Source organism: Yinghuangia sp. ASG 101 (assembly GCF_021165735.1).
Lineage (GTDB): Bacteria > Actinomycetota > Actinomycetes > Streptomycetales > Streptomycetaceae > Yinghuangia.
On record NZ_CP088911.1, the window covers coordinates 7438624 to 7460611 of the forward strand.

At 69.2% G+C, this 21988-nt stretch carries 15 protein-coding genes and 1 pseudogene; 11 read left to right on the plus strand and 5 right to left on the minus strand.

Features of this window, described 5'->3' with window-relative positions:
• Positions 1–194: 194 nt before the first annotated feature.
• From LO772_RS31790 to LO772_RS31810, 5 genes are all read left to right on the plus strand, one after another.
• Positions 195–1403, plus strand: coding sequence for an NAD(P)/FAD-dependent oxidoreductase (locus tag LO772_RS31790; RefSeq protein WP_231775485.1), 1209 nt, complete (start codon positions 195–197; stop codon positions 1401–1403).
• Between the two features lie 34 nt (positions 1404–1437).
• Positions 1438–1830, plus strand: a complete 393-nt coding sequence (locus tag LO772_RS31795; RefSeq protein WP_231775486.1) for a hypothetical protein — start codon at positions 1438–1440, stop codon at positions 1828–1830.
• Between the two features lie 747 nt (positions 1831–2577).
• The gene (locus tag LO772_RS31800) at positions 2578–3225 is read left to right on the plus strand and encodes a hypothetical protein (RefSeq protein WP_231775487.1); all 648 of its coding nucleotides are present in this window, start codon (positions 2578–2580) and stop codon (positions 3223–3225) included.
• A 1257-nt stretch (positions 3226–4482) separates the two neighbouring features.
• Entirely contained in the window at positions 4483–8166 is a 3684-nt protein-coding gene (locus LO772_RS31805) for a family 78 glycoside hydrolase catalytic domain (RefSeq protein ID WP_231775488.1), read from the plus strand.
• Between the two features lie 501 nt (positions 8167–8667).
• Complete coding sequence (locus LO772_RS31810; RefSeq protein WP_231775489.1) at positions 8668–9831, plus strand: hypothetical protein; 1164 nt, start codon at positions 8668–8670, stop codon at positions 9829–9831.
• A gap of 885 nt (positions 9832–10716) precedes the next feature.
• Here the strand turns inward: LO772_RS31810 and LO772_RS31815 are convergent.
• On the minus strand, positions 10717–10848 hold the full coding sequence (locus LO772_RS31815; RefSeq protein ID WP_231775490.1) for a cytochrome P450: 132 nt from the start codon (positions 10846–10848) through the stop codon (positions 10717–10719).
• A 194-nt stretch (positions 10849–11042) separates the two neighbouring features.
• On the opposite strand from LO772_RS31815, the gene LO772_RS31820 reads away from it, so the two are divergent.
• On the plus strand, positions 11043–12143 hold the full coding sequence (locus tag LO772_RS31820) for a universal stress protein (RefSeq protein WP_231775491.1): 1101 nt from the start codon (positions 11043–11045) through the stop codon (positions 12141–12143).
• A gap of 448 nt (positions 12144–12591) precedes the next feature.
• Positions 12592–13155 (plus strand): annotated as a pseudogene (locus LO772_RS31825) (dihydrofolate reductase family protein); the annotation flags it as partial.
• A gap of 907 nt (positions 13156–14062) precedes the next feature.
• On the opposite strand, the gene LO772_RS31830 reads toward LO772_RS31825, so the two are convergent.
• The 3 genes from LO772_RS31830 to LO772_RS31840 form a co-directional block, all read right to left on the minus strand.
• Positions 14063–15394: a serine/threonine-protein kinase gene (locus tag LO772_RS31830; RefSeq protein WP_231775492.1), complete on the minus strand. Its 1332-nt coding sequence runs from the start codon at positions 15392–15394 to the stop codon at positions 14063–14065.
• A 110-nt stretch (positions 15395–15504) separates the two neighbouring features.
• Positions 15505–15660: a hypothetical protein gene (locus LO772_RS31835; RefSeq protein WP_231775493.1), complete on the minus strand. Its 156-nt coding sequence runs from the start codon at positions 15658–15660 to the stop codon at positions 15505–15507.
• Positions 15661–16145: 485 nt separating this feature from the next.
• The gene (locus tag LO772_RS31840) at positions 16146–16715 is read right to left on the minus strand and encodes a hypothetical protein (RefSeq protein WP_231775494.1); all 570 of its coding nucleotides are present in this window, start codon (positions 16713–16715) and stop codon (positions 16146–16148) included.
• 536 nt (positions 16716–17251) lie between these two features.
• On the opposite strand from LO772_RS31840, the gene LO772_RS31845 reads away from it, so the two are divergent.
• The 4 genes from LO772_RS31845 to LO772_RS31860 all read left to right on the plus strand — a co-directional run bounded on the left by LO772_RS31845 (position 17252) and on the right by LO772_RS31860 (position 20936).
• Positions 17252–17995, plus strand: a complete 744-nt coding sequence (locus LO772_RS31845; protein WP_231775495.1) for a DUF4232 domain-containing protein — start codon at positions 17252–17254, stop codon at positions 17993–17995.
• A gap of 479 nt (positions 17996–18474) precedes the next feature.
• A complete protein-coding gene (locus LO772_RS31850) occupies positions 18475–18678 on the plus strand; it encodes a cold-shock protein (protein WP_231775496.1) in 204 nt (67 codons plus the stop codon).
• A gap of 287 nt (positions 18679–18965) precedes the next feature.
• A complete protein-coding gene (locus LO772_RS31855; protein WP_231775497.1) occupies positions 18966–20498 on the plus strand; it encodes a DEAD/DEAH box helicase in 1533 nt (510 codons plus the stop codon).
• A gap of 132 nt (positions 20499–20630) precedes the next feature.
• Positions 20631–20936 carry an SCO5918 family protein gene (locus tag LO772_RS31860; protein WP_231775498.1) on the plus strand — a complete coding sequence of 102 codons (306 nt, stop codon included), beginning with the start codon at positions 20631–20633 and terminating at the stop codon, positions 20934–20936.
• 435 nt (positions 20937–21371) lie between these two features.
• Here LO772_RS31860 and LO772_RS31865 read toward each other — a convergent pair whose 3' ends face one another.
• The gene (locus LO772_RS31865; RefSeq protein WP_231775499.1) at positions 21372–21710 is read right to left on the minus strand and encodes a MerR family transcriptional regulator; all 339 of its coding nucleotides are present in this window, start codon (positions 21708–21710) and stop codon (positions 21372–21374) included.
• Positions 21711–21988: the final 278 nt, after the last annotated feature.

The window sequence follows — 21988 nt, forward strand, 5'->3', positions numbered from 1 at the left end:
GAACGGCGTGTCTCTTACGGGCGGGCTGGTCCGTGTGCGCAGGGCTGACGAAGGCAGCCGTGATGCGGTCCGGGCGGCCGAGGCGGGCACTCACATCCTGAGCGTCCACCGGAATGTGTGATGTGAGTCACTCCATGTCACAAATGTGGGGCCCAGCGTGTCTCGGGATCAGACCGCAGGAACGGAGGAGCCCCATGGTCGGGAACAACGATGTGGTGGTGATCGGCGGAGGATACGCGGGCGTTATGGCCGCGAACCGGCTGACACAGCGCGATGACGTGACGGTGACGCTGGTCAATCCGCGTCCGAGCTTCGTCCAGCGGCTGCGATTGCACCAACTGGTCGGCGGATCCCACGACGCGGTCGCCGACTACGGGGAGGTCCTGGGCAAGCGCGTCCGGCTGGTGGTCGACACGGTGGAGCGCATCGACGCGGCCGAGCGTCGGGTGGCGCTGGCGGGCGGTGGCGCCGTCGGCTACGACTATCTCGTCTACTCGGTCGGCAGCGACGCCGCGCGGCCAGCCGTGCCCGGGGCGGCAGAGTTCGCCTACCCGATCGCCACGCTGGAAGCGGCGCGGCGGCTGCGGTCGGTTCTCGACGACGCGCCCTCGCCGGTCGCGGTGACGGTGGTCGGGGCAGGCTCGACCGGTATCGAGACGGCGGCCGAACTGGCGGAGTCGGGCCGCGAAGTGACCCTGGTGTGCGGTGGGGCGCTCGGTCCGTACCTGCATCCGCGGGGGCGGCGCTCGGTCGTCAGGCAGTTGGCGAAGCTCGGGGTGCGGGTGCTGGACGGCCCCGACACGACAGTGACGTCGGTGACGCGCGATGTCGTGAGGCTTGCCGACGGGCTTGAGGTGCCGAGCGGCGTGACCGTCTGGACGGCCGGGTTCGGTGTGCCCGATCTGGCGGTGCGCAGCGGACTGACCACCGACGCCATGGGCCGCCTGATCACGGACGAGACGCTGACGAGTGTGGACGACGTGCGCATCGTCGCGGCCGGGGACGCGGCGGCACCGTCGGACCTGCCGCTGCGCATGAGCTGCCAGACCGCCCGTCCGCTGGGCGCGCACGCCGCCGATACTGTGCTCGCCCGGATCGCCGGTACGCCGCCGCACGTCCTGAACGTGGGGCTGTTCGGCCAGTGCATCGCCTTGGGCCGGCACGCGGCCACCGCCCAGCTCGCATCCCGCGACGACACGGCGAACAGGTTTCTCATCGATGGCCGCCTCGGCGCGATGATCAAGGAACAGGCGTGCCGGGCCACGCTCCAGGAGCTGGCGCGTGAGGGGCGCAAGCCAGGGGCGTTCACCTGGTGGTTCAAGGACCCCAACCGCCAGGAGTCGCTGCGGGACGGGCATGTCGAGGGGACGTCTGCCGAACGACCACGGACGGCAGGCTCGTGACGGTGCTCAGGGCCGATCCCGGCGAGCCATCCCGATGAACGAACCCGCGGACGTCGTCACCGTACGGTTGCGCAAGGGCTTGCAACTGCGCGACCGCGACACGATCCTGCACGGCCGCGAGACGGGGGTCGTCAAGAAGCTTGCGAACGGCGGTTTCGTCGAGGTCCACGAACCCCTGCGCCCGGCGGCGCGCCACCGCCTCACCGCCCACGAGCAGCACGAACCCCTCGTCCTGGAACCGGCCGTGGACGGCCATGGCGTGCGACGCGAGGTCCGGCGCTCGCACAGGCTCCGCGCTTGGCTGTCCCGCCGGTACTTCGCCGAGCAGGTCCGCAAACCATCCGCGCGGCACTACCTCTCCGACACTCAGCACCCGGAACACGTCCACGAAATCACCGCCGGGGGGAACACCGACGGCCGACAGTGATGATGTTCGTGGTGACGCTGCGGGTGGCTCCGACCCACCGACTGACTGACGTTTCGACTGTCCTGTACACCGAGATCGCCGAGCTCGACACCGAGCTCGGCCCGCTCGTTCGGCAGCTGCCCCCGCGTTGCTGGAGCTGTTCGGCGTCGGCCCCGAGACCGCGGGACATCTGCCGGTCACAGCATGGGACAAACCCTGAACGCATGCGGCACTTGCGTGACCGCCTTGTGCTCCGCGTGGATGGAGGGGGCGGCCCGCCGGGGTGAGGGCAGGTCAGCCCACCGGTGTGGCGCGAGAATGGCAACAGCCATGCCTGGCCAAGCCCAATCGCCCGACCAGGATGAAGCCAATGCGCCCTTCCGTGCCCCCGCATCGTTCTCCGGCGAGTACTCCCCGTATCCAGGCTGTGGTCTTCAAGGCGGTGATTCGGCTCCAGTCGACTGTGGTGCTGTCGCGGGTGGCGTGAGTGCGGACAGGCTCTTGGTGTCGGCCGCCGTTTGTCGAGGTCGAGGCCCCAGACCCTGAGCAATTGTCATGGACTGCGGATGGCTTCTCGCCTGTAGGTCCACGCGCAGCTTGGATGCAAACGTCGATTCGTGTGATGGTAGTGCTGGCCCGGTGGACGCCACACGGGTGTCGCAGCGGTGAAGTGCTCTTCAACATCCAGATGATCTACGGGATAGGTGTACCGTGCCCGACCGTCCACACATCGACTCACCCGACACATCCGCACATATCCTGGACATCATGTACGACAGCTTCGACTATGCGGCTCACCGCGTGATGGGGTCGGCCGACGAGGCCGTCGGCTGGGTGGACCGTTCGTCGTTGCCAGAGGAGGACAAAGCGGCGCTACGCGGGTTCGTGAAGCGATTTCCCCGGTTGTCCTTTTACCGGGATGATGACGTGCTGCTTGACCACTTGGAGTTGCGCAATGTGGTGGTCCTGCCGCCGTGGTTGCGGAAGGTCCGGCAAGTACTGTCTGGACCCGGTCCCGACGTCCAGGTCCGATTCGACGGCTTCGACCACTGGAACCCGCGCGCGGATCACTCCGCGGGTGAAATCGGCGACGTCATCGATCTTTGGTACGAGGACAACTTCTTTGGCTATCTGCAAGATGAGGAACGCGACCTGCTGAGGAACGGAGCCGAGTGTTACCCGGTCCTGTGCGCCACAACTGGCGTCAACTACATTCTGGGTGCCAACTTGGGCGACCCTGACGATGGAAGGATCGTCGACCTGTGTGATGAAGACGTCATGGACGACTGCCATGACGGCAGGCCGGGCATTGAGTCGGTTTTCCCGGCGTTCGAGTCATACGCGAGCATGCTCTCGCACGTCATCGAGTGCCGCACGGGAGACGGTGCGGTGATCCGGGCCCGAGACCGTTCCTGATCAAGCCTGGCACCCTACTTGGATGGGAGATTGTCAGGCTGCGTTGATCGGGGCGTTCGGCCGGGTGACCGTGCTCGAAACGGGCCTCGGTGCGGACGAGGGCGACGAATTGGGGATGCGTTGACCGCACACCAACAGGCCTGCGCGGCCCGGCCGCTTTGGCCCGGTCCCGGCAGATCCGGGAGGTGGGCGTTGTCGGCCCACAAGCACGTTCCGGGCACATGTATCCAGTGGATGTCCCCGGGACGCTGAGCTGATCACCTGAGTTCGCCTGTGTTGCTGTCATGTGCGTGAGGTCTTCCCCGCCTTCCACCGCCGGAGCGGCGACCCTCCAGAAGTCGAGTTGGTTCTCCACGTGGGGGGCACAGTGACTCGGCACGGAGAGCTGCCGACACCGCGTTGTCAACGGCGGGAGAATCAGACCTGTTGCGCCTTGGCCGACAAACACGTGGTGGTGCAGAGGGCCGTATCGGGACCGGCTGGTACTCCCGCCACGATGTCTGGGTGCCACGGCTGACACCTGCACTCGCCGCCACCGGACTCGTGCGTACCACTGGCACACCACCACGACGACATCAAAGCTCAAAGCCCAGTAGAAGCCGCACGTACCGCGGCTGGCCGTGTCGCGCCGAGTGGCGGGCGGGGCGCGGCGCGGCGGGCGCGGCGCCAGGCTGAGGACATCGGCGGCTATGGGTGGGCCGGAGGGCAGCGGAGCGCCCGCAGATGAGGCCTTACGCAAGCGAAAGGTCGGCTCATCGCGAGTGCGACGCGTGCCGGGCGGCCAGTGAGCCGGCGTCGTGCGGACCTCGGCCCGCCGCGACGAACCAACGATGGGCACGTCGGTATGGGGCCTTGCAGATGAGAGGGTGGCGCTCGGCTCGACGTCCTTCAGCACCGTCAGGCACACCCGCGCTCACCACCACCTGCGGGTGACGTAGTGGCACTGCGACCAGAACCAGTCGGGAATCCGCGACCACGACCCTGCCGCCCGGGCCGTTCGCCGGCAGCGTTGACGGCAACCGCGAGGCTGTTCCGCCACACCATTGTGCTTGCGCCGAGATTATTCGTAAAATCTCGGAAACGAAGCGCGTGAAACGTTTCAACACAACAAATCCGGCCCGTTTGCTGCTGCCCTGTGTGCGGCGCGGGCAACCAGGCGAGCGGGAGGCACATCCCCGCTCCCACCCGGCACCGCAATGCCTCGCGGGACGTCAACGCCGTCAGCGCGTCCGGTAGCGCGTACGAAAGGAATGAGCTGTGTCCGAGGAGAACAGAAGCGCGTTGAGCCGCCGGCAGATGCTCGGCATCATGACGGCGGCGGCAGCCGGGGCCTCCCTGCCCCTTGCCGCCTCTCCGAAAGCCCGGGCATCGGCCGGCGGACGCAACTTCCGTCCCGCGGACCTTCAGGTCAACTCCCGCGTGGCGCCGCTGGGCACGGAGACGGCCGCGGCCTTCAGCTGGATACCTCCGGTGGCCAGGCAGACCGCGTACGAGATCCAGGTCGGCACCAAGCCCGGCGCGGCGGATGTCTGGTCCAGCGGCAAAGTGGCCGCTTCGACAAGCACCGAGATCGCCTACGGAGGTGCCCGACTCAAGTCGGAGCGAGTATACCACTGGCGAGTGCGCACCTGGGACGAGACGGGCGGGCCCGGCTCCTGGAGCGAATCCGCCAGGTGGGAGACGGGCCTGCTGGAGGGGGAGAAGGACTGGTCGGACGCCCGTTGGATCGGTGGCCGCACGGAACAGGACCACGACTGGCGGGACCTCGTCGCGACCGTTGTCTTCCGTGGCGGTTCCGATCCCGCGAGCGGGATCTCGCTCTTGCTGCGCGCCGAACCCATCGGCAAGACCTGGGGCGAGGGGCTGGTGTGGGCCCTCAGGCAGAGTGGCGACGAAATGCAGCTGGTCATGACGACAAGCCACTACGCGGGCAACACCTGGGTGGATGACGGAACTTCCGAGCCCAACTGGGGTGTCGACTACCACGACCCGCAGAGCGAGACCAACCCCACGGCCACCGGAACCCGCAGCGTCCCGGTCGGCACGGTCGCCCTCTCCGCCGCAACCGGGTTGACCAAGGAAACCTGGGCCACCCGCGATCACACAGTCGTGGTCGCCGTGAGCGGGCTGACCGTGACCACCCAGGTCAACGGCATCGACGTCGACAGCCGCACCCTCAGCGGCGATCAGATCCGCCGCCACGGAAGCTTCGGCTTCGCCGGCGGCACCAACGCCACCGTGCGCAGCGTCAAGGTGGAGGGCACCAACGCCCCCGATTTCGCCGTCGACCTCACCACCGGCGCCAACCCGTTCGAAAACGGCATCGGCACCCTCGCCGGCCTCACCTTCCCCCCGAAGAACCCCTACATCCCGTCCAAGAACAGCGTGCTGCCCATCGCGACCCCGGCACCTGTCCTGCGCCGAGCGTTCACCCTGCCCCGTGGCCGCCGCATCGCCCAAGCCCGCCTGCACCTGAGCGCCGCCGGCAACGTCACTGTCACCGTCAACGGCGACCCGATCACCGTGGACGGCGAGAGGGCGGCCCGTGACCGCAGCAACGTGCCGCAGCTGGTCACCGACCAGAGCACCTACGACCGTACGGTGCTCTACGACACCTTCGATGTCACCAAACTGCTCCGCGCCGGCCAGGAAAACGCCATCGCGGCGGAACTCGGGCGCGGTTGGTACGGCGTGACCACCCCCCAGGAGTGGTATTGGCAGCTCGCCCCCTACTCTGGCCAGCCCCGGCTGCGCGCGAAGCTCGTCGTGACGTATGCCGACGGTTCGGCCACCACAATCGTCACCGACCGGGACTGGCTCGCCGCCGATGGACCCACCACCTTCGACTCGGTCTACTCGGGGGAGAAGTTCGACGCCCGGCGTGCCGAGGCACTGGGCGACTGGCGGTCGACCGCCTACCGTCCGGGCCACGACTGGCACCCGGCCACCGAGCTGATCCCGCCCGGTAGTTGCTCCGCGCCCCAGCCGAAGCACCACGGACCGCTGCCGGCGACCAGGGTCCCCGACGGCTTCAAGCCGGCCGCCGTGCGAGCCCACGAGGCGGAGCCGGTGCTGGCCGGCCAGAACCGGCGCGCTGTCGCGCTCACCGAGTCCGCCCCCGGCTCCGGCGTCTGGATCCTCGACTACGGCCAGATCCTGACGGGCCTCGTCCGCTTGAACCTCACCGGTGTGCGCCCCGACAAGCAGGGCCTCACCCTTCGGATCCGCGGCGGCAACCGCATCACCGCCGGCGACGGCACCATGGCCTCTCCCTTCGCCGTCGAGGAGGAGAACTTCCAGCACGACGCCAATCTGCAGACGCACTATTACACCGTGGGCAAGCGGTCCGCGCAGAGCTGGGAGCAGCAATTCAGCCACTTCGGCTTCCGCTATCTGGAGGTCATGAACCTCGAAGCCGTCCTCGGCCGAGCACCGGACCTGAAGCGGGACGCGGACATGCTGACCGTGGACGTCGCGCGCACGGGCTTCGTGCGCACCGGCACCTTCACCACGGACAACGCCCTGCTGAACCGTATCCAGTGCAACCTGGAATGGGCCGAGCAGAACAACCTGGTGGGGAAGCCCAGTGACACCCCGTCTCGGGAGAAGAACGGCTGGACCGGCGACGCCATGGCCAGCTCCGAGTCCCAATCGCTGACCTGGGACGTCAATGCGGTCTTCACCGACTGGCTGCGCCAGTTCCCCGACACCCAGATCTCCTCCGGCCAACTGCCCATGGTGGTGCCGATGCCGAAAGGCGGATACGGCTACGACCGCACACCCGGCTGGCGCGACGCGTGGAAGGCGGTCCCGGCCTGGGACTCCGCGTACTTCGTCATCCCGAGAGAACTGCACATGTACTACGGCAACAGCAGCCTGTTCGCCGAGCTGTACGACCACCAGGACACACTCCTGAAGTACTACGCGACGCTGTTCACCGCCGAGAACGACTACAAGTTCGAAGCGGCTCTCGGCGCGTACTCCGGCGCCGAGGCCAAGGGCAGCAACGCCGTCATCAGCCTGGCCTTCTACATCCACTTCTGCGACTACATGGACGAGATCGGACGCAGGCTCGGCCGCACCGAACGGGCGGTCCACTACGCCCAATTGGCGCGGACTCTGCGCATGGCGTTCATCGCCAACTACTGGGACGCCTCCCTGGGATACTTCACCCAGGGCAGCATCTCCAGCGCGAATGCCATGGCCATCGCCTTCGATCTGGTTCCCGGCTCGGACCTGAAGCCGGACGATCCCCGCTACCTCGTGGGCACGAAGACTGTCGAGGACAACCAGAAGGCCCTCGCCAAGTTGCTCGCCGACCGGATCGTCGCCGCGGACCACCACATCCAGAACGACATGTACGGCTCGCGTTACGAGTTCAACATCCTCAGCGAGTATGGCTACACCGACGTCGCCCTCAAAGCCGTCACTCAGACAGGACTGCCCGGCTACGTGTACCAGATCGCCAGGGGCGCCACCTCGCTGTGGGAAGAGTGGCCCGACCGGCTGTCGGTCAACCACCACTACCGCTCCAACGTGGCCACGTGGTTCTACCAGAGCCTGGCCGGCATACAGCCGACCTCGACGGCCTATGAGTCACTGCGCATACGCCCGTACATCCCTTCGGCGGCGGTCAACAGCCGAGTCCCGAAGAACACCGAGGACACCGACCTGGCACCGGCCACCCTCGACCACGTCAGTGCCTCGATCGACACAGTGCGGGGCGCAGCGGCCTCTCAGTGGCACCGCCGCCCGGACGGCAGGATCGACCTCACCGTCACCATCCCGTACAACACGGAGGCCGAGATCTGGGTCCCCACTCAGAACAAACCCGTCGCCGCACCTCAGGGGGTCGCGTTCGTCCGCGACGACACGTCCGGCGGCGCGGCGTACACGGTCTACCGTGCCCGGGCCGGCTCGCATCGTTTCAACGCTGGATGACCCGGAAGAGCGCCCCACGGCGCTTCGTCGAGTTGTCGCCAGTCCTGCGGTGCGCTCCGGCGCACGGTCGGCGCGCACTGCCAGGACGTCGCCGAATGCGGACCTCCTCGCCCGTGACCGCACGGGGAGCGCACACCAGGGCGTTTCGGTGCCTGTTGTCGCGAGCGGTTTTCAGGGGCAATCGGGTACCCAGGACTCGGTCGGCCGTTTCCCCGTCGAGATGCCGCGTAGGGGTTCGGCGTCCTCGTGAACCGCGCGAGAGGGCTCTTCGGCGGCTCGGAGAATGATGCTCATTCGGACGAATTCGGGATCGATGACGTGGCGCACGATCCGGATGTCGGCCAGATCCCCGAGCGGTTCCAGGCCCCGGACGCCGGAGGCGGTCCTGGAGCCCGCCGCGGCACACTCGTCCAGGCGCGGAATGCGGACGACGGCACCCCTGCTGTCCGGGTCCCACGGCAAGCTGGTCTCTGACCACCTTTGCCTCGACCGGGAGTCCCTGTGCATCAGACCCGCCTCTGCGCCTTCCTTGACCACGGCTGCCCCGGCGCGGGGGACAAGGATCGCTGGTGGGACGACGCGCCGATTGCGGCGGCCGCACACGCCTATCTGTTGTCCTGCTGGATCGCCGAGGACGCGCCGCGCGGATCCACCGTCCCAGGGCTTTACGCTGCGGGCGGGTGGCACGGGCGGTCGAACCAGGGCCGAGAGGACTATGTGAACCTGGCGACCGCGTACGAGGCGGGCCTGTACCCGCACATCGACGTGCCCTCAGGCACCACGCGCCAAGCGTTGGGCTGTCGACCACTCGACGAGGAAGAGCTGCGGAAGTCGGTCACCGACGCAGTGCTCCGTCCGTGGCGCGACCACGGTGCGGAAGCAAGCCCCCGCGTGACCGGGCTCCTGGACGCGCTGCTGACCCTGCTGACCCAATGGCGTTCGGAGTTCCACGTCGTCGAGGCCGTCCGCTCCACCGACGGCCTCCCGGTGCCCGGGGAGCTGCACATACTGTCGGCGACGTCGTACGACGTGGTCCGTCTCAGTCTGCTCGCTTCCGCGCCCGAACCGGTTCGCCGCGGCGGGCTCCTCCCGCACCCGGGCTGCTCGTTCGGCGGGCACGGCTGCTCCGACGGACATGTGCTGACCGATGACGAGGCCGACCGCGTCCATACGGCGCTGCGTGCGATGAGCGCCGGCACGGTGCTGAGCATGAACATGCCCGTGAACAACAACACCCACATTTCGTTCACGGTGAAGCTCACGTCCCACGATCCGGCCGCGGCGCAGACGGCGGCGGCCTGGATCGACGGCACCCGCTGGGGTGAGGAATTCGCCGATTGGGACGCCGAGCTCAACACGGTGTTCGCGGAGGACACGTGGCGCGCCGAACTCGCGGGCTTCCGCTCCGAATGCCGCGAAGCTTACGGGGCGTTCAGTGACGCGGCCGATGGCGTCGAGTCGGAGGCGCTCGCCGACGCGCTGCTTCGCGACATGCTCGATGCCCCCGTGCACCGCATCGCCAGTGACGCGGCCGACGGTGAAAGCCCTGTTCATGTCGCCGCTTCACTTGGCGAGTACGGCTGGTTCGATGCCGAGCAGGACGTTTTCGTGGTGGTTGTCGGACCGAAGGAGGCCATGCTGCTGCGGATAGACGGCGTGGCCTGACCCAACAAGGCCGCCTCGCATGATCCACGGGAACCAGCCCTGGGCGCAGCCGCCGTGGATGGTCGCGCGAGGGCGACCCATGGCATTTGCAGGCTTTGTTATGAGTTTATCTGCAGCGGACGCGAGTGTGATTCATGTCGGCGCACGGCGGCTTCGCTCGTCGTGAACCGGGGACGAACGCTTCGGCATCCCGCCACCCGAGACTTCGCGTGATCCCTTCGGTGTAGGAGCCCGACTCCTTCGTAGCCTGAGGCCCGTCAGACGTGACCGTGGGCGTGAATCCCGACTGATGATCCACGGGGAACAGCGTGCTCACCCCCGTCTGCTCGGTCATATCCGTTGGGACCGCCAGGGGAGCGATTCTGCCCAAGCAAGTTGGGGAGCGCTGCATCACAAACACGAACAAATGGTGCGTGGCGGCGGACTTACTCAAATGTGTCCAATCATCTGCTCGACGTTGAGTGTCAACCGCAACCCCGGCCTCCCCTCGAGGAACGGCACCTTCTCATCCCCGAAGCTGCAGCGATCGCGTCCCGAGACGCAGTGCGGACCGATAACTCACCGCAGGTGGGGACTTCGGCGCTCGTCCCCGAACACCTGGGCTGCGCAGGTGAGTTCGAAGAGCGGTGCATGTCGGCCGTTCGCTTGGCCGAACTGGCACCCGTCCCAAACAAGGCGTCGTAGCACTGAACTTCGTTGCACACCGTGCCGCGACATCCCCGCACGTCAAGTCGTCCGTGGCATTGGCCCACACCTCCTCCTCCCGCCGATCAAGCCCCGGGAACCCCTCGGTAATCCACGCCGAGCACCGACTCATGGGTCGACGTCGTTCGCGGCGTCGACCCATTGGTGTTCACACCTTGTCCCCGACCGGGTTTGCGCGGTTCAGGCGAGGGCGGATCGGTTGAGCACGACGGGGAGGTGCTGGTGGCCGTTGGAGATGAGGCTGGGCAAGGGCCGGAGTTGTTCGGGGTCGACGCGCGAGGCGCATGCGGGGAAAACGGGTGAAGAGTGCATCGAGGGCGTCCTGCTGTCCCTCATCGTCGGGTGACCGGAAGTCAGCGCGGCCCGGGCATGTCTTTGCCCGACTCTGGGCGCCGTGTGGGGGGACGATGGAGACGAGGAGTGCTCCGGTTGTCGGCGAGGTGCGCGACAACCTCTCGGAGTCAAACGGTCACGGGCAGTGACTCGCCTGAAAGGGGGTGAACCGTGTGCCACGCGGCGGTCTGCGGGTCTACCTGGGCGCGGCCCCCGGCGTCGGCAAGACGTTCAACATGCTCGCCGAAGGCCAACGCCGCGCGTCCCGAGGCACCGACGTCGTCATCGGCTACATGGAGGACTACGGACGGCTGCCGACCCGGCGGATGGCCGACGGGCTGGAGACGATTCCCCGCAAAACCGTGACGTACCGCGGTATGAGCTTCGCCGAGATGGACCTCGACGCCGTCCTGGCCCGCGACCCCGGCCTCGCCCTCGTCGACGAACTCGCGCACACCGACGTCCCCGGCTGCCGCAACGAGAAGCGCTGGCAGGACGTCGAGGAACTTCTCGACGCGGGCATCGACGTCATGACCACCGTCAACATCCAGCACCTCGAATCCCTCAACGATGTCATCGAGCGGATCACCGGCGTTCGGCAGCGCGAGACCATTCCCGACGACGTCGTACGGCGCGCGGACCAGATCGAACTGGTCGACATGTCCGCCGAGGCGCTGCGGCGCCGCATGATCGACGGCAACGTCTATCCGCCCGACAAGATCGAACCGGCGCTCCACAGCTACTTCCGTAGCGGCAATCTGACCGCGCTGCGCGAACTCGCCATGCTGTGGGCCGCCGACCGCGTCGACGAGGCCTTGCTGCGGTACCGCGACAGCCACGGCATCCACCAGCCGTGGGCCGCCCGCGAGCGCGTCCTCGTGGCCCTGTCCGGCGGCCCCGAGGGCGACACATTGGTCCGGCGCGCCAAGCGCATCGCCGCGCGAGGCGCCGGCGGCGAGTTCCACGCGGTGCATGTCGAACCGCAGAGTGGTCTGGACGCGACACCGCCCGAACCCCTCGCGCACCAACGCGGCCTCGTGGAAGCCCTCGGCGGTACGTTCCACAGGGTCATCGGCGACGACCCGGCTCCCGCGGTCCTCGAACTGGCCCGCGACCTCAACGCGACCCAGATCGTCGTCGGCGCCACCCGCCGCGGCCGACTCAAGGCACTGTTCAGCCACGGCGTCGGCGAACAGATCATCCACGGCTCCGGCGACGACATCGACGTCTACGTCGTGACGCACGCCGAAGCCGCCTACCGCAAGGGCCGCTGACAAACTGGTCGTGCCGCGGCGAACCCGACCGGAAGCCAGGACCCCCGGGCCTCACCCCGCACAAGGGGCGGCGTGGTCGGTGTGCCGGACGGCCGCCTGGTCCGTGTCGCGCCGGAACCGCACGAGGACGTCCCGGACCATGTCGCCGACCGGGCCGGGGGAGCGGGCGAAGTTCGTCCCGCGCCGTGTGCGCCTGTGCCGCCGGAGCGTCGAGTATGAGCTTCGCGGCCGGGCGACGCGCGGAACCTGACGCGTCCGTGTGCCTCACAGCGCGACGCGAGGTCCGCTCTCGACACCGGTCAGCTCCGCGTCGCACGGCTCACCGTCGGCGAGGCGCCGCGGCGACATACGGCGGAGTCTTCTTCGATCGCGCCCTGGTTCTGCGATGTGGGCGGGACCAGGCAGGCGTCCGTGACGGTGCCGTCGGCGTCGAGGGTGTAGCGGTGACTACGCGTCTGGAGAGGGATGGCCCGGGTTCTGGGGTCTTGAGGGCCCGGAGTACCTCGCGTGGCTCGGCGAGCAGCCCGAGGTCACCTACCTGATGGGAGCGAACACCCACCGCCTGATGTCGAGCTTCGCCGCAGGCGAGGTCCCGAAGGGCCAGGACGAGTTCAGGCCCGAGGAAGAGGGGTCTGTTGAGCAGCTTGGGCAGGCGTCCAAGGTGGTGTTCTCCTCCTCGCTTGGGGAGCCGCTGACGTGGGCCAATTCCACGCTCGTCCGTGACGACGCCGTCGCGGCGGTACGCGCCATGAAGGCGCGTGGTTCGGGGCTCCTCAGCACGATCGGCAGCCTCAGCCTGTGCCGGTCGCTGCTGCGAGCCGGACTCGTCGACCGCTTCCGGGTCGTGATGTTCCCGGTGATCACCGGGGCCACGGGCGCAGAACGCATCTACGACGGCTATCCGGACGTGGCCCTGGAGATGATCGACCACCGCACCTTCGACGGTCGCATCCAGCTCGTCGAGTACAAGCCCCGCGTGCTCGAGCACCCGCCGCTCGGCGTCCCTGCCTGACGTCGCCCCGTCCGCCGGTCCGGACGGCCGCCAGGCGCGGAACACGACCTGGTGGGGGCGAACGGCCAACGTCAGGACGCCCGGTGCTCGTCGCCGAGCGGCGGGAGTTGACGCCGCAGCACTGAATCGCGGGCCCTTGCTCCGTGATCCACGAAGAACAACTCGAACAGACGGCTGACGACGCCTGAGGCGGCTTACCGTGAGGCTTCGCTTGCCTTGGCTTCTTCTTGCCTCACCATTGCTTCTTCCTCGTCGCTGGCCATGGTTGCGGAAGGCGCCATCCCGTTTTCCCCGTGTCGGACCTGCCGCCGCGACCGCGACGATCGCGGCGGCCGGGCCGGACGCTGTGGCCGGCGCTGACAGCGGAAGCCGACGGCGGGCAGCCGAGAGTCGGTCTCGGCCCGTCACGGCGACGACCGAGACAGGCGCCCCTGCTTCACCGGCGGTTGGTGCGGCCGGACAGGTCGTCCCGGACCGCCGTCCCGGACTGCCGTCCCGCTGTGGGCGCTCCCCGGAGCGAAGTGACTGTCGACGCCTGGGATATCGGCCCTTGGTCGCGTAGATCGGTCCACGCGGGAGCGGCCGGCGCCGTCGGCGTGGGGTCGGAGAACTCGGTCGCTTCCTGCGGCGGCGACGTGGATGAGGGCGACAGCCCGCCGCCTTCCGGATGCCGGTGTGCGGTGAGCCGGGCCATCCGCTCGCCCACTTCGAGAGCGGACCCGAGGTGTCCCGAACATCATGGGACGGCAGCTTGACCGCGACCCGCCGCGCGATCACCTGGTCGACGCCCTCCCACACCTCGCCCATGCCGCCACGACCGACGAACCGCACCAACTCGTACCGGCCGGCCGGAACCCGCGCCACCACCGCACCCCCGGAACACGACCGCGGCACCCGCCGTGCGCGTCTAGAGGGTCTTGTGACGAGCGAGCCTCAGGTCATGAGCGGTCTTGTAAGGGCTGATGGTCGGAACCGGGTGGAGCACACGGGTGTTCACGGTGGTCGGGGACTGGTGCTGGTGCGTCACGGTCGGTTTTTCGGCCGGACCGGAGCTGAAACCCGCCGCGGCCGACTGCACGGCCTGATGGACGCGGCGTGTGTTGGCCCCCGTGGCGGGTGGGTGGGCCTGGGCATGTCCGTCCGTTCGTGGGGTTGCGGTGCTTGGTGCCGGTGCGTGGTTCGCCGAGGGACTGCCGGCATTGTGCTGGGACTCCGACGCACGGCCGGTTTGCGCCGTGGGGTGGCCTGTCCGGCTCGCGCTCCGCTCGTGAGGCACGGGCGGCGGCGCGGCCCCGGACTCGGCGGGCCGGGTTGCCTGCGGGCCGTGGGTGCGGCTGCGGCTCCTGGCCACCCGCGGCGTCGACGGCCCGTCCGGCAACCGGGCGGCGATCTCCCGCAGCGCCGCGTGCGCCTCTGCGGCGGTGGGCCGGTCGCCGCGCGAGGAGGCCGTCATGTCGGCGACCAGGCGCCCGAGCGCGTCCGGCACGTTGTCGACGACTCGGCCCAGGGGCGGGAGGCCGTCGCCGGTCCGGTCGATGACGTGCGCGAGGGTGGTCCTCGTGTGTACCCCTGTCGAGGCCTCGTACAGGAGTACTCCGGCGCCGTAGACATCCGTCGAGGGGTGGGGAAGAGGGAGTTCGACGTCGCGGCGGTTCAGCCGGGCACGGTACGCGCGTTCGATTTCGGGGGCGACGTAGCCGTCGGCGCCGAAGACGAACTCCGCGTCGCGGTCGCCCGTGCGCGCGGCGGCGCCGAGGTCGATGAGTTTCACCCGCCCGTCGCCGGTGAACATCACGTTCTCGGACTTGACGTCTCGGTGGACCCAGCCCGCCGCGTGCATGGTGCGCAGGGCATCGGTGAGCTGGAGCCCGATGGTCGCGACCTGGTCGATGCCGACCGCGCCGCGGGCGTCCCGGTGGCTCTGGAACGTCTGTCCGTCGACCAACTCGGCGACCAGGTACGGGCTGTACGGCTCGCCGGGGGTGACGTCCATGTCCAGGACGCGCATGATGTGGGGGTGCCGGAAGGCCGAGGCGATGCGGTATTCGTCCGCCAGCCGCTTGGGCAGGTGGGCGTCGTAGTTGTCGGCGTAGAGCGGGGTCTTGACGGCGACCTTGTCCCCGGTCGCCGTGTCGGTCGCCGCCCACACCCGGGCGCCACCGCTGTGGCCGATCGGGTCGCCGAGAAGGTAGCGGTCCGGCAGCGTCGGTGTCAGCAGCCGCCTGGACGACTGGGCCATGACGTGGAGTCCTTTCCGGGCCGGGGCGTGACCGTTGACCGACCAACGGCGTCGTCGCTCCGAGGTGTTCGGTGTGTCGACGGTGCGGCCGGGTGGGGCCCGCGCCTGCGTCACTGCGGCGATGCGGTCAGCGTATTGGGTACGCCGCGTCCGGCCGCGCGGGTTGTGATGTCACGGACGCCGCGGCGAGGCTCGGGGCTGATGCCGAACCGCGACAACGCTGCGGCCAATCGGTCCTGATGGCGCCGGGCGGTGCCGATGGCCACGCAAGGCCCCTCGTTCGTTTCGCTGGGCGGTCCCATGATCGATGCTGACGAACTGTCACGGATAGCCGAAGCTCACACCGCGGCGGCGTCGCGACGCCCGCCTCAGCCGAACGACCGGCGGCCCGCCGCGCGGCGGAGCCTCGGTCGTCGGGCCGCAAGTCTCAATCTCCAGCTCGGACTTGGCGAACGTCCCGGCGGCGCTCCCCCGAGCCGCCGCCACGTGACGCCTCGCTTGTGCGGAGTCAGGGGCAGTCGATTCGCTTTTCGTACGATCCACCCGTGGCGTCTCCGCGGGCACAGGACGGCAGAGACCGAACCTGCCGCGCTTGCTCGACGCCGCGTGCATGATCATGACCCGGCGCGGCGCTCGGTGCCCAGGCCGAGATCCGTCAACCACACGGATGAGTGAACCAAATATTTGGATGGGCGTTGCGGTCCTCGGTTCTCGCGCCGCGTCCGAAGTCGCGGCGGCTCAAGGGGCGTTGTCAGGAGAACGGGTTGGTGCCGTCGCCTGGTCGGTGGATGATCGGTCGGGATCGGCTGTGGTCGACGAGGGCGACGTGCGGCGCGACGTCGTCGAGGAGGCCGGCGAGCCGGGGCAGGTCGGGTCGGGTGCCGTGGAGCGCCGCGCACATCTGCGAGGCGTCGCCGGCGACCAGGCGTGCCGCGCCTCGTACCCAGCGGGGGCCGGTGGGCGGGAGCGCACCGGGGGTGGGGATGACGCCGATCCACCGGTTGCGCTGCGCTTTCCAGACGATGACGGCCTGGACCTGGCTCCAGGGGAGGCGGATGCGCTGTTCGCCGCGGATGGTGCTCGTGCGGATCACGGGTCCGGCGGCGTCGGCTCTGAAGAACCAGTTGCCGCGCACGGCGTTGCCGCCGATGACGAGCAGCACACTTCCGAAGAACACCCACGTCGCGATCGAGAATCCGCTCCCGGGCTCGGTGAACCCGACGGCGATCATGACGGCGCAGAACGCGCAGAGCGGGATGCTCTCGCGATTCCAGCCCTTCCGAAGCTCGAAGGACGACTCATCGTGGTGTGCGGATGTCATGGCGGAATTCTGGCCGGTCTCGCCCCGAAGGCTGCCGCCGCGTCGCAACTCCACCACACGGTTGGTGGCAGGACCCGGTGGGATGACCTACTTCGCCGACTTGGCCCCGTTCGCATTTGGATCCAGGAGGGCCCGGGCGGCGGTGTCGAGGACACCCGTGGATTGCACCCCCGGACCTGCGCGGAAATCGGTTCGTGTGCCGTGCAACCCCGGTGTGCCGAGTCGGGGTTTGTCAGGGCAGGGAGGTGTGAGGGAAACGTGAAGATCCGGATGTCGTCGGCGAGTTCGTCCCGGTGCGAACGACCGGGCGGTCCGTTCGGTGACGCCACGCACGGACCTCACCCTCGCCGGTGACGCATCCGGGGGCCGGAGCGGCTTTTCGCCGACCGCCGGGCCCAACACGAGGAAGGAACAGCAGAATGCATGGCTCTGAGCATCGCGCGCACGGGGACGACGTGCCCTTCCCGGAAGCGAACGACGCGGGCGGCGACGCCCGTCGCCCACACAACCGCCGCGCCGGGTGGGCGGCTTGCACGGTGTCCTCGGTTGCCGCGGTCGCGGTCGTGTCCGCGGTCGCCTTGACCGGCTGCAGCGCGAAGGCCGAGTCGGCGATGCCGCCCGCGGAGCCTTTGGCCGCGGCGGCACCTCCGGAGACCGTCGTCACGACGTCGCGCGGTCCGGCCGAGGGCGGCGCCGCGAACCCGGGCGGTCCCGGAACTCCCGCTGTCGGCCCGGCCGGTGCCGTGAGTGCCCCGAGGCCGCAGAGTGCCGGCAGGCCTGAGGCCGCGGCAGCCGAGGGCGGGGCCACCGACGCCGACACGCACGGCACGCGGACGATCGCGCCCTGCGCCACGGAAGCGTTGGCGGTCTCCTCGCAGAAGGAGCCCGCGGACGCCGCGGAGACCCGGCACATCCTGATCACCGTCCAGAACGCCGGCGGCACGACGTGCGACATCTTCCGCCACCCCTACGTCCTGCTCGGCAACGCCCAGGCGCCGGCCCCGGTGATCGAGGAGAGCGACCCGGATCCGGGCGTGCCCGTCACCCTCGCACCGGGGGACGAAGCGTACGCGGCCATGGTCCTCAACGGACCGATGGACGAGTACGAGGTGACCGGCATCAGCCTCACCCTGCAGGGCAGCGCTCCCGGCAGCACGGCGGGCGGGCCGATCGACGTGCCGATGCCGGGCGCGGCACCGCTGTACGCCAACGACTTCCAACGCGTCACGTACTGGACCACCGCTCCCGGCTTCGCCCTGGACTTCGTCATGTCGAAGTGACGGTCTTCGGCGCGGCCTTCCGGCCGGACACCCCCGACGCCCGGCCGGAAGGCGGTGATCCGATCCGCAGCCGAGCCGCCCGGGCTCGGCCCGGGCGTCGGCGAGTCGTTGGGGACAGGGCAAGCACTTCGGGAGCATGTCCACGGCGCCGAGCCGGCGGCGGATGCCCTCGGATGAGAGCCTGTGCTCGACGGGGGGCAAAATATGTGGTCGCGGAGTGAGAATTTGCTGCGGTCCGCGGCGAGAATTTCTTTCCTGACAAACCGAACGAGTTCCCTGTTGCAGGAATTCCGTCACAGCGTGCTATTGTCATTCCCAGTTGCAGTTGTGGTTCCCAGAATCTCCGAGCGCCTTCCGCCGTTTTCCCACCGCGGAAGCGCTTTTGAAGGTCCGGATAATTTCCGGTGGGGCGATCATCGCGGCGACGCGGAGTCCGTGAAGTGCGGGCTCTGGGCTCAGCCCCTCCAAGGAGATTTGACATGGCTGCCGGTACTGTGAAGTGGTTCAACGCGGAAAAGGGCTTCGGTTTCATCGAGCAGGACGGCGGAGGCCCCGACGTCTTCGCTCACTTCTCGAACATCGCCGGCCAGGGCTTCCGTGAGCTCCAGGAAGGCCAGAAGGTGACCTTCGACATCGCGCAGGGCCAGAAGGGCCCGACGGCGGAGAACATCGTCTCCGCCTGACGCGCACACGTACTTCGCAGCCAGGGCCCGCACCTGAGGGTGCGGGCCCTGGCTGCGCTCCCGTTCGGGCACGCCCGGGGCCTCGCGTTTTCGTCCCTTCCGCCGTTCCCGACTTCCCGAGGGGCCTGCCCCGGCCGCTCCCTCGGCACGATTCTCCGGATCCACAGGCAGGCCACCACACCCGCCGGGCTCCGACGAAATCTCCCGGCTCGTTCCGGCAATTCTCCGCACCGGCACGGCCTGCCGCGGAAATTCCTTGGCGCGCGCCGCATCGAGGAAGGTTCCGCATGAACCGCACACGCAAATACGATCCCTTCGCCCGCACCCACACCGGCCGTTCGGGTTCCGGACAGCGCGGAAGCCGCTTCGGGTCCGCCCCGTCCGGCAGATCCGGCGGCCCGAGCCGTTCGGTGGGCAACGGACGTCGCCCGTCGGCACCGCAGGGCGAATTCGCGCTGCCCGAGACGGTCACTCCGGCACTGCCCGCCGTGGCGGCGTTCTCCGATCTCGCCATGCCGGCGCCGCTGCTGGCGGCCCTCGGCAGGCAGGGCGTGACCGAGCCGTTCCCGATCCAGGCGGCGACCCTGCCCAACGCCCTTGCGGGGCGCGACGTTCTCGGCCGAGGCCGCACCGGATCGGGCAAGACCCTCGCCTTCGGCCTTGCGCTCCTGGCCCGCACCGCGGGAAGGCGCGCCGAACCGCGACAGCCGCTGGCGCTCGTCCTGGTTCCCACGCGCGAGCTGGCCCAGCAGGTCACCGAGGCGCTCACCCCGTACGCCCGCGCCGTGCGGCTGCGCCTCGCCACGGTGGTCGGCGGTGTGTCGATCAGCAGGCAGGGCAACGCACTTCGCACCGGTCCGGAGGTCGTCGTCGCGACCCCGGGTCGGCTCAAGGACCTCATCGACCGGGGCTACTGCCGCCTGGACCACGTCGGCATCACGATCCTCGACGAGGCCGACCAGATGACCGACATGGGATTCATGCCGCAGGTCACCGCACTGCTCGACCAGGTGCGGCCGGACGGACAGCGGATGCTGTTCTCGGCCACGCTGGACCGCAACGTCGATCGGCTGGTGCACCGCTTCCTGAACGACCCCGTGGTGCACTCCGTCGACCCCTCGGCAGGCGCGGTCACCACGATGGAACACCATGTGCTCCACGTGAACGGCACGGAAAAGCACCAGGCGGCCACGGAAATCGCGGCGCGCGACGGCCGGGTGATCATGTTCCTGGACACCAAGCACGCCGTCGACCGCATGACCCGGCACCTGCTGATGAGCGGGGTACGCGCCGCGGCGCTGCACGGCGGCAAGTCCCAGCCGCAACGCACGCGTGCGCTCGCCCAGTTCAAGTCCGGTCACGTGACGGTGCTGGTGGCCACCAACGTCGCCGCGCGCGGGATCCACGTCGACAATCTCGACTTGGTCGTGAACGTCGACCCGCCCACCGACCACAAGGACTACCTCCACCGCGGAGGCCGCACGGCTCGGGCCGGCGAGTCCGGCAGCGTCGTCACCCTCGTCACGCCCGACCAGCGCCGCGGCATGAGCCGGCTGATGGCGGCCGCGGGTGTCACCGCGCAGACCACCCGGGTTCGTTCCGGCGACGCGGAACTGAGCCGCATCACGGGGGCGCAGGCACCCTCGGGCATCCCGGTCACCATCTCCCCGTCGGCCGCGGATGTTGCTCCCCGGGAACGACCCCGGGGCGGCTCTTCCGCGAACCGGAGTCGGCGGAGCCGACCCCCGCAGGGCCGGAGCACCGGCCGAGCCCCGCGCCGCACGTCTTCTCGGCCGTCGGCCTCGGACGCCGCGGCCTGACCCGTGGCGGCCGAAGCAAGCACCCGCCCTGTCATGCGTCACCGCCTCAAGGGTGACGGGCACCCCAGGCGTGCTCGTCGTCCTCCGCCCTCGCCCCCGTTCCTCGCTCTCTTCCGCCTTTGTGAGGCACCCATGCGCTGTGTCATCGCCGGTTTCGCGTTCGATCTCTCCAAGGACGGAGTGCTGGAATCCATGAAGGGCGTCAAGCCCGAGCCCGTCACGGGCGGCTTCGTGGTCGTCGGCCGCCGTCGGTACCCGGTCAAGCAGGTCGGGGCTATCCTCACCCGGCAGGATCGCCGTGACTTCACCGCGGACGAGGTGACCCGGGCCATGGCCCGCCTCGGCTTCACGTGCGGCGCCTCCGACGGCGGGCCGACTCCCGGACTGACACCGCTCGAGACCGCCTCGGCGATGCTCGGCACCGCTGCCCCCGCGTAGCACAGCCCTGCGAACGGGCACCAAGGCGTGGCGAACGCCGCCGTACCGCGGCGGCTCCGTGCCCCGCCCACGACATCATGCCCGCGGTGCCGACTCCCCCCCCCCGACGGGACGCCGAAACCGCCGCCGAACTCGCGGACGCCCAACGTTTGATCCGGGAAGCGGCGGCGGGCCCGCGGGGCGCAGGAGGGCGGCAACCTGCCGAGCGGTGCCGTCGAGGCGGTCGGCGAGGTGCCGCGGGTGATGTCTGCCATGACCATCGGTCGTCCAACCCGGTCGCGTATCGCCTGTACATCGCGTATCGCCTGTACGGCGAGCCGCGGGTCAGCCGCCGCGAATCGCCCGCGGAACGGGGCCGCCGCGGTCCTCCGCGCTGTCTCGTTCCGGGGGATCGGGGTCGCCACCCCGCCAAGCTCCCGCCCAGGGACGGGCCGTCTAGGTGTCGTCGCCATCCCGGCCGGGCGGGCGGTCCTTGCGAAGTTCTTCGTTGATGCGGAGGGCTTCTTCCAGCTGGTCTTCGAGGATGACGATGCGGCAGGCCGCCTCGATGGGGGTGCCGCGGTCGACGAGTTCGCGGGCGCGGGCGGCGATGCGCAACTGGTAGCGCGAGTAGCGGCGGTGTCCGCCCTCGGAGCGGAGCGGGGTGATCAGGCGGGCCTCGCCGATGGCGCGGAGGAAGCCCTGGGTGGTGCCGAGCATCTCGGCGGCGCGGCCCATCGTGTAGGCGGGGTAGTCGTCGTCGTCGAGACGGCCGAACGAGTCCTCAGCTGTCATCGCACCTCTTTCGTCGTGTCTTGTCCCGCGCGGAATGTCGTGTCGGGAACGCGTGGAGGGGCCCTGGCGCCATACGGCACCAGGGCCCCAAAGGAACTTCTACACCATCTGCCGACCTGGTTCTGCGTCGGCGTGCTGTCCGCGGACCCGACCGTGTTGCCGTCGGGGTAGCGGGGATCGCTGTTGCTTGACCGGAGACCACCTCACTATCGATGTCCTGCGGTACCCGGGCTCGTCGTACGCCCGGGCGATCCTGATGGCGCTCGGCTCCCTCCGTT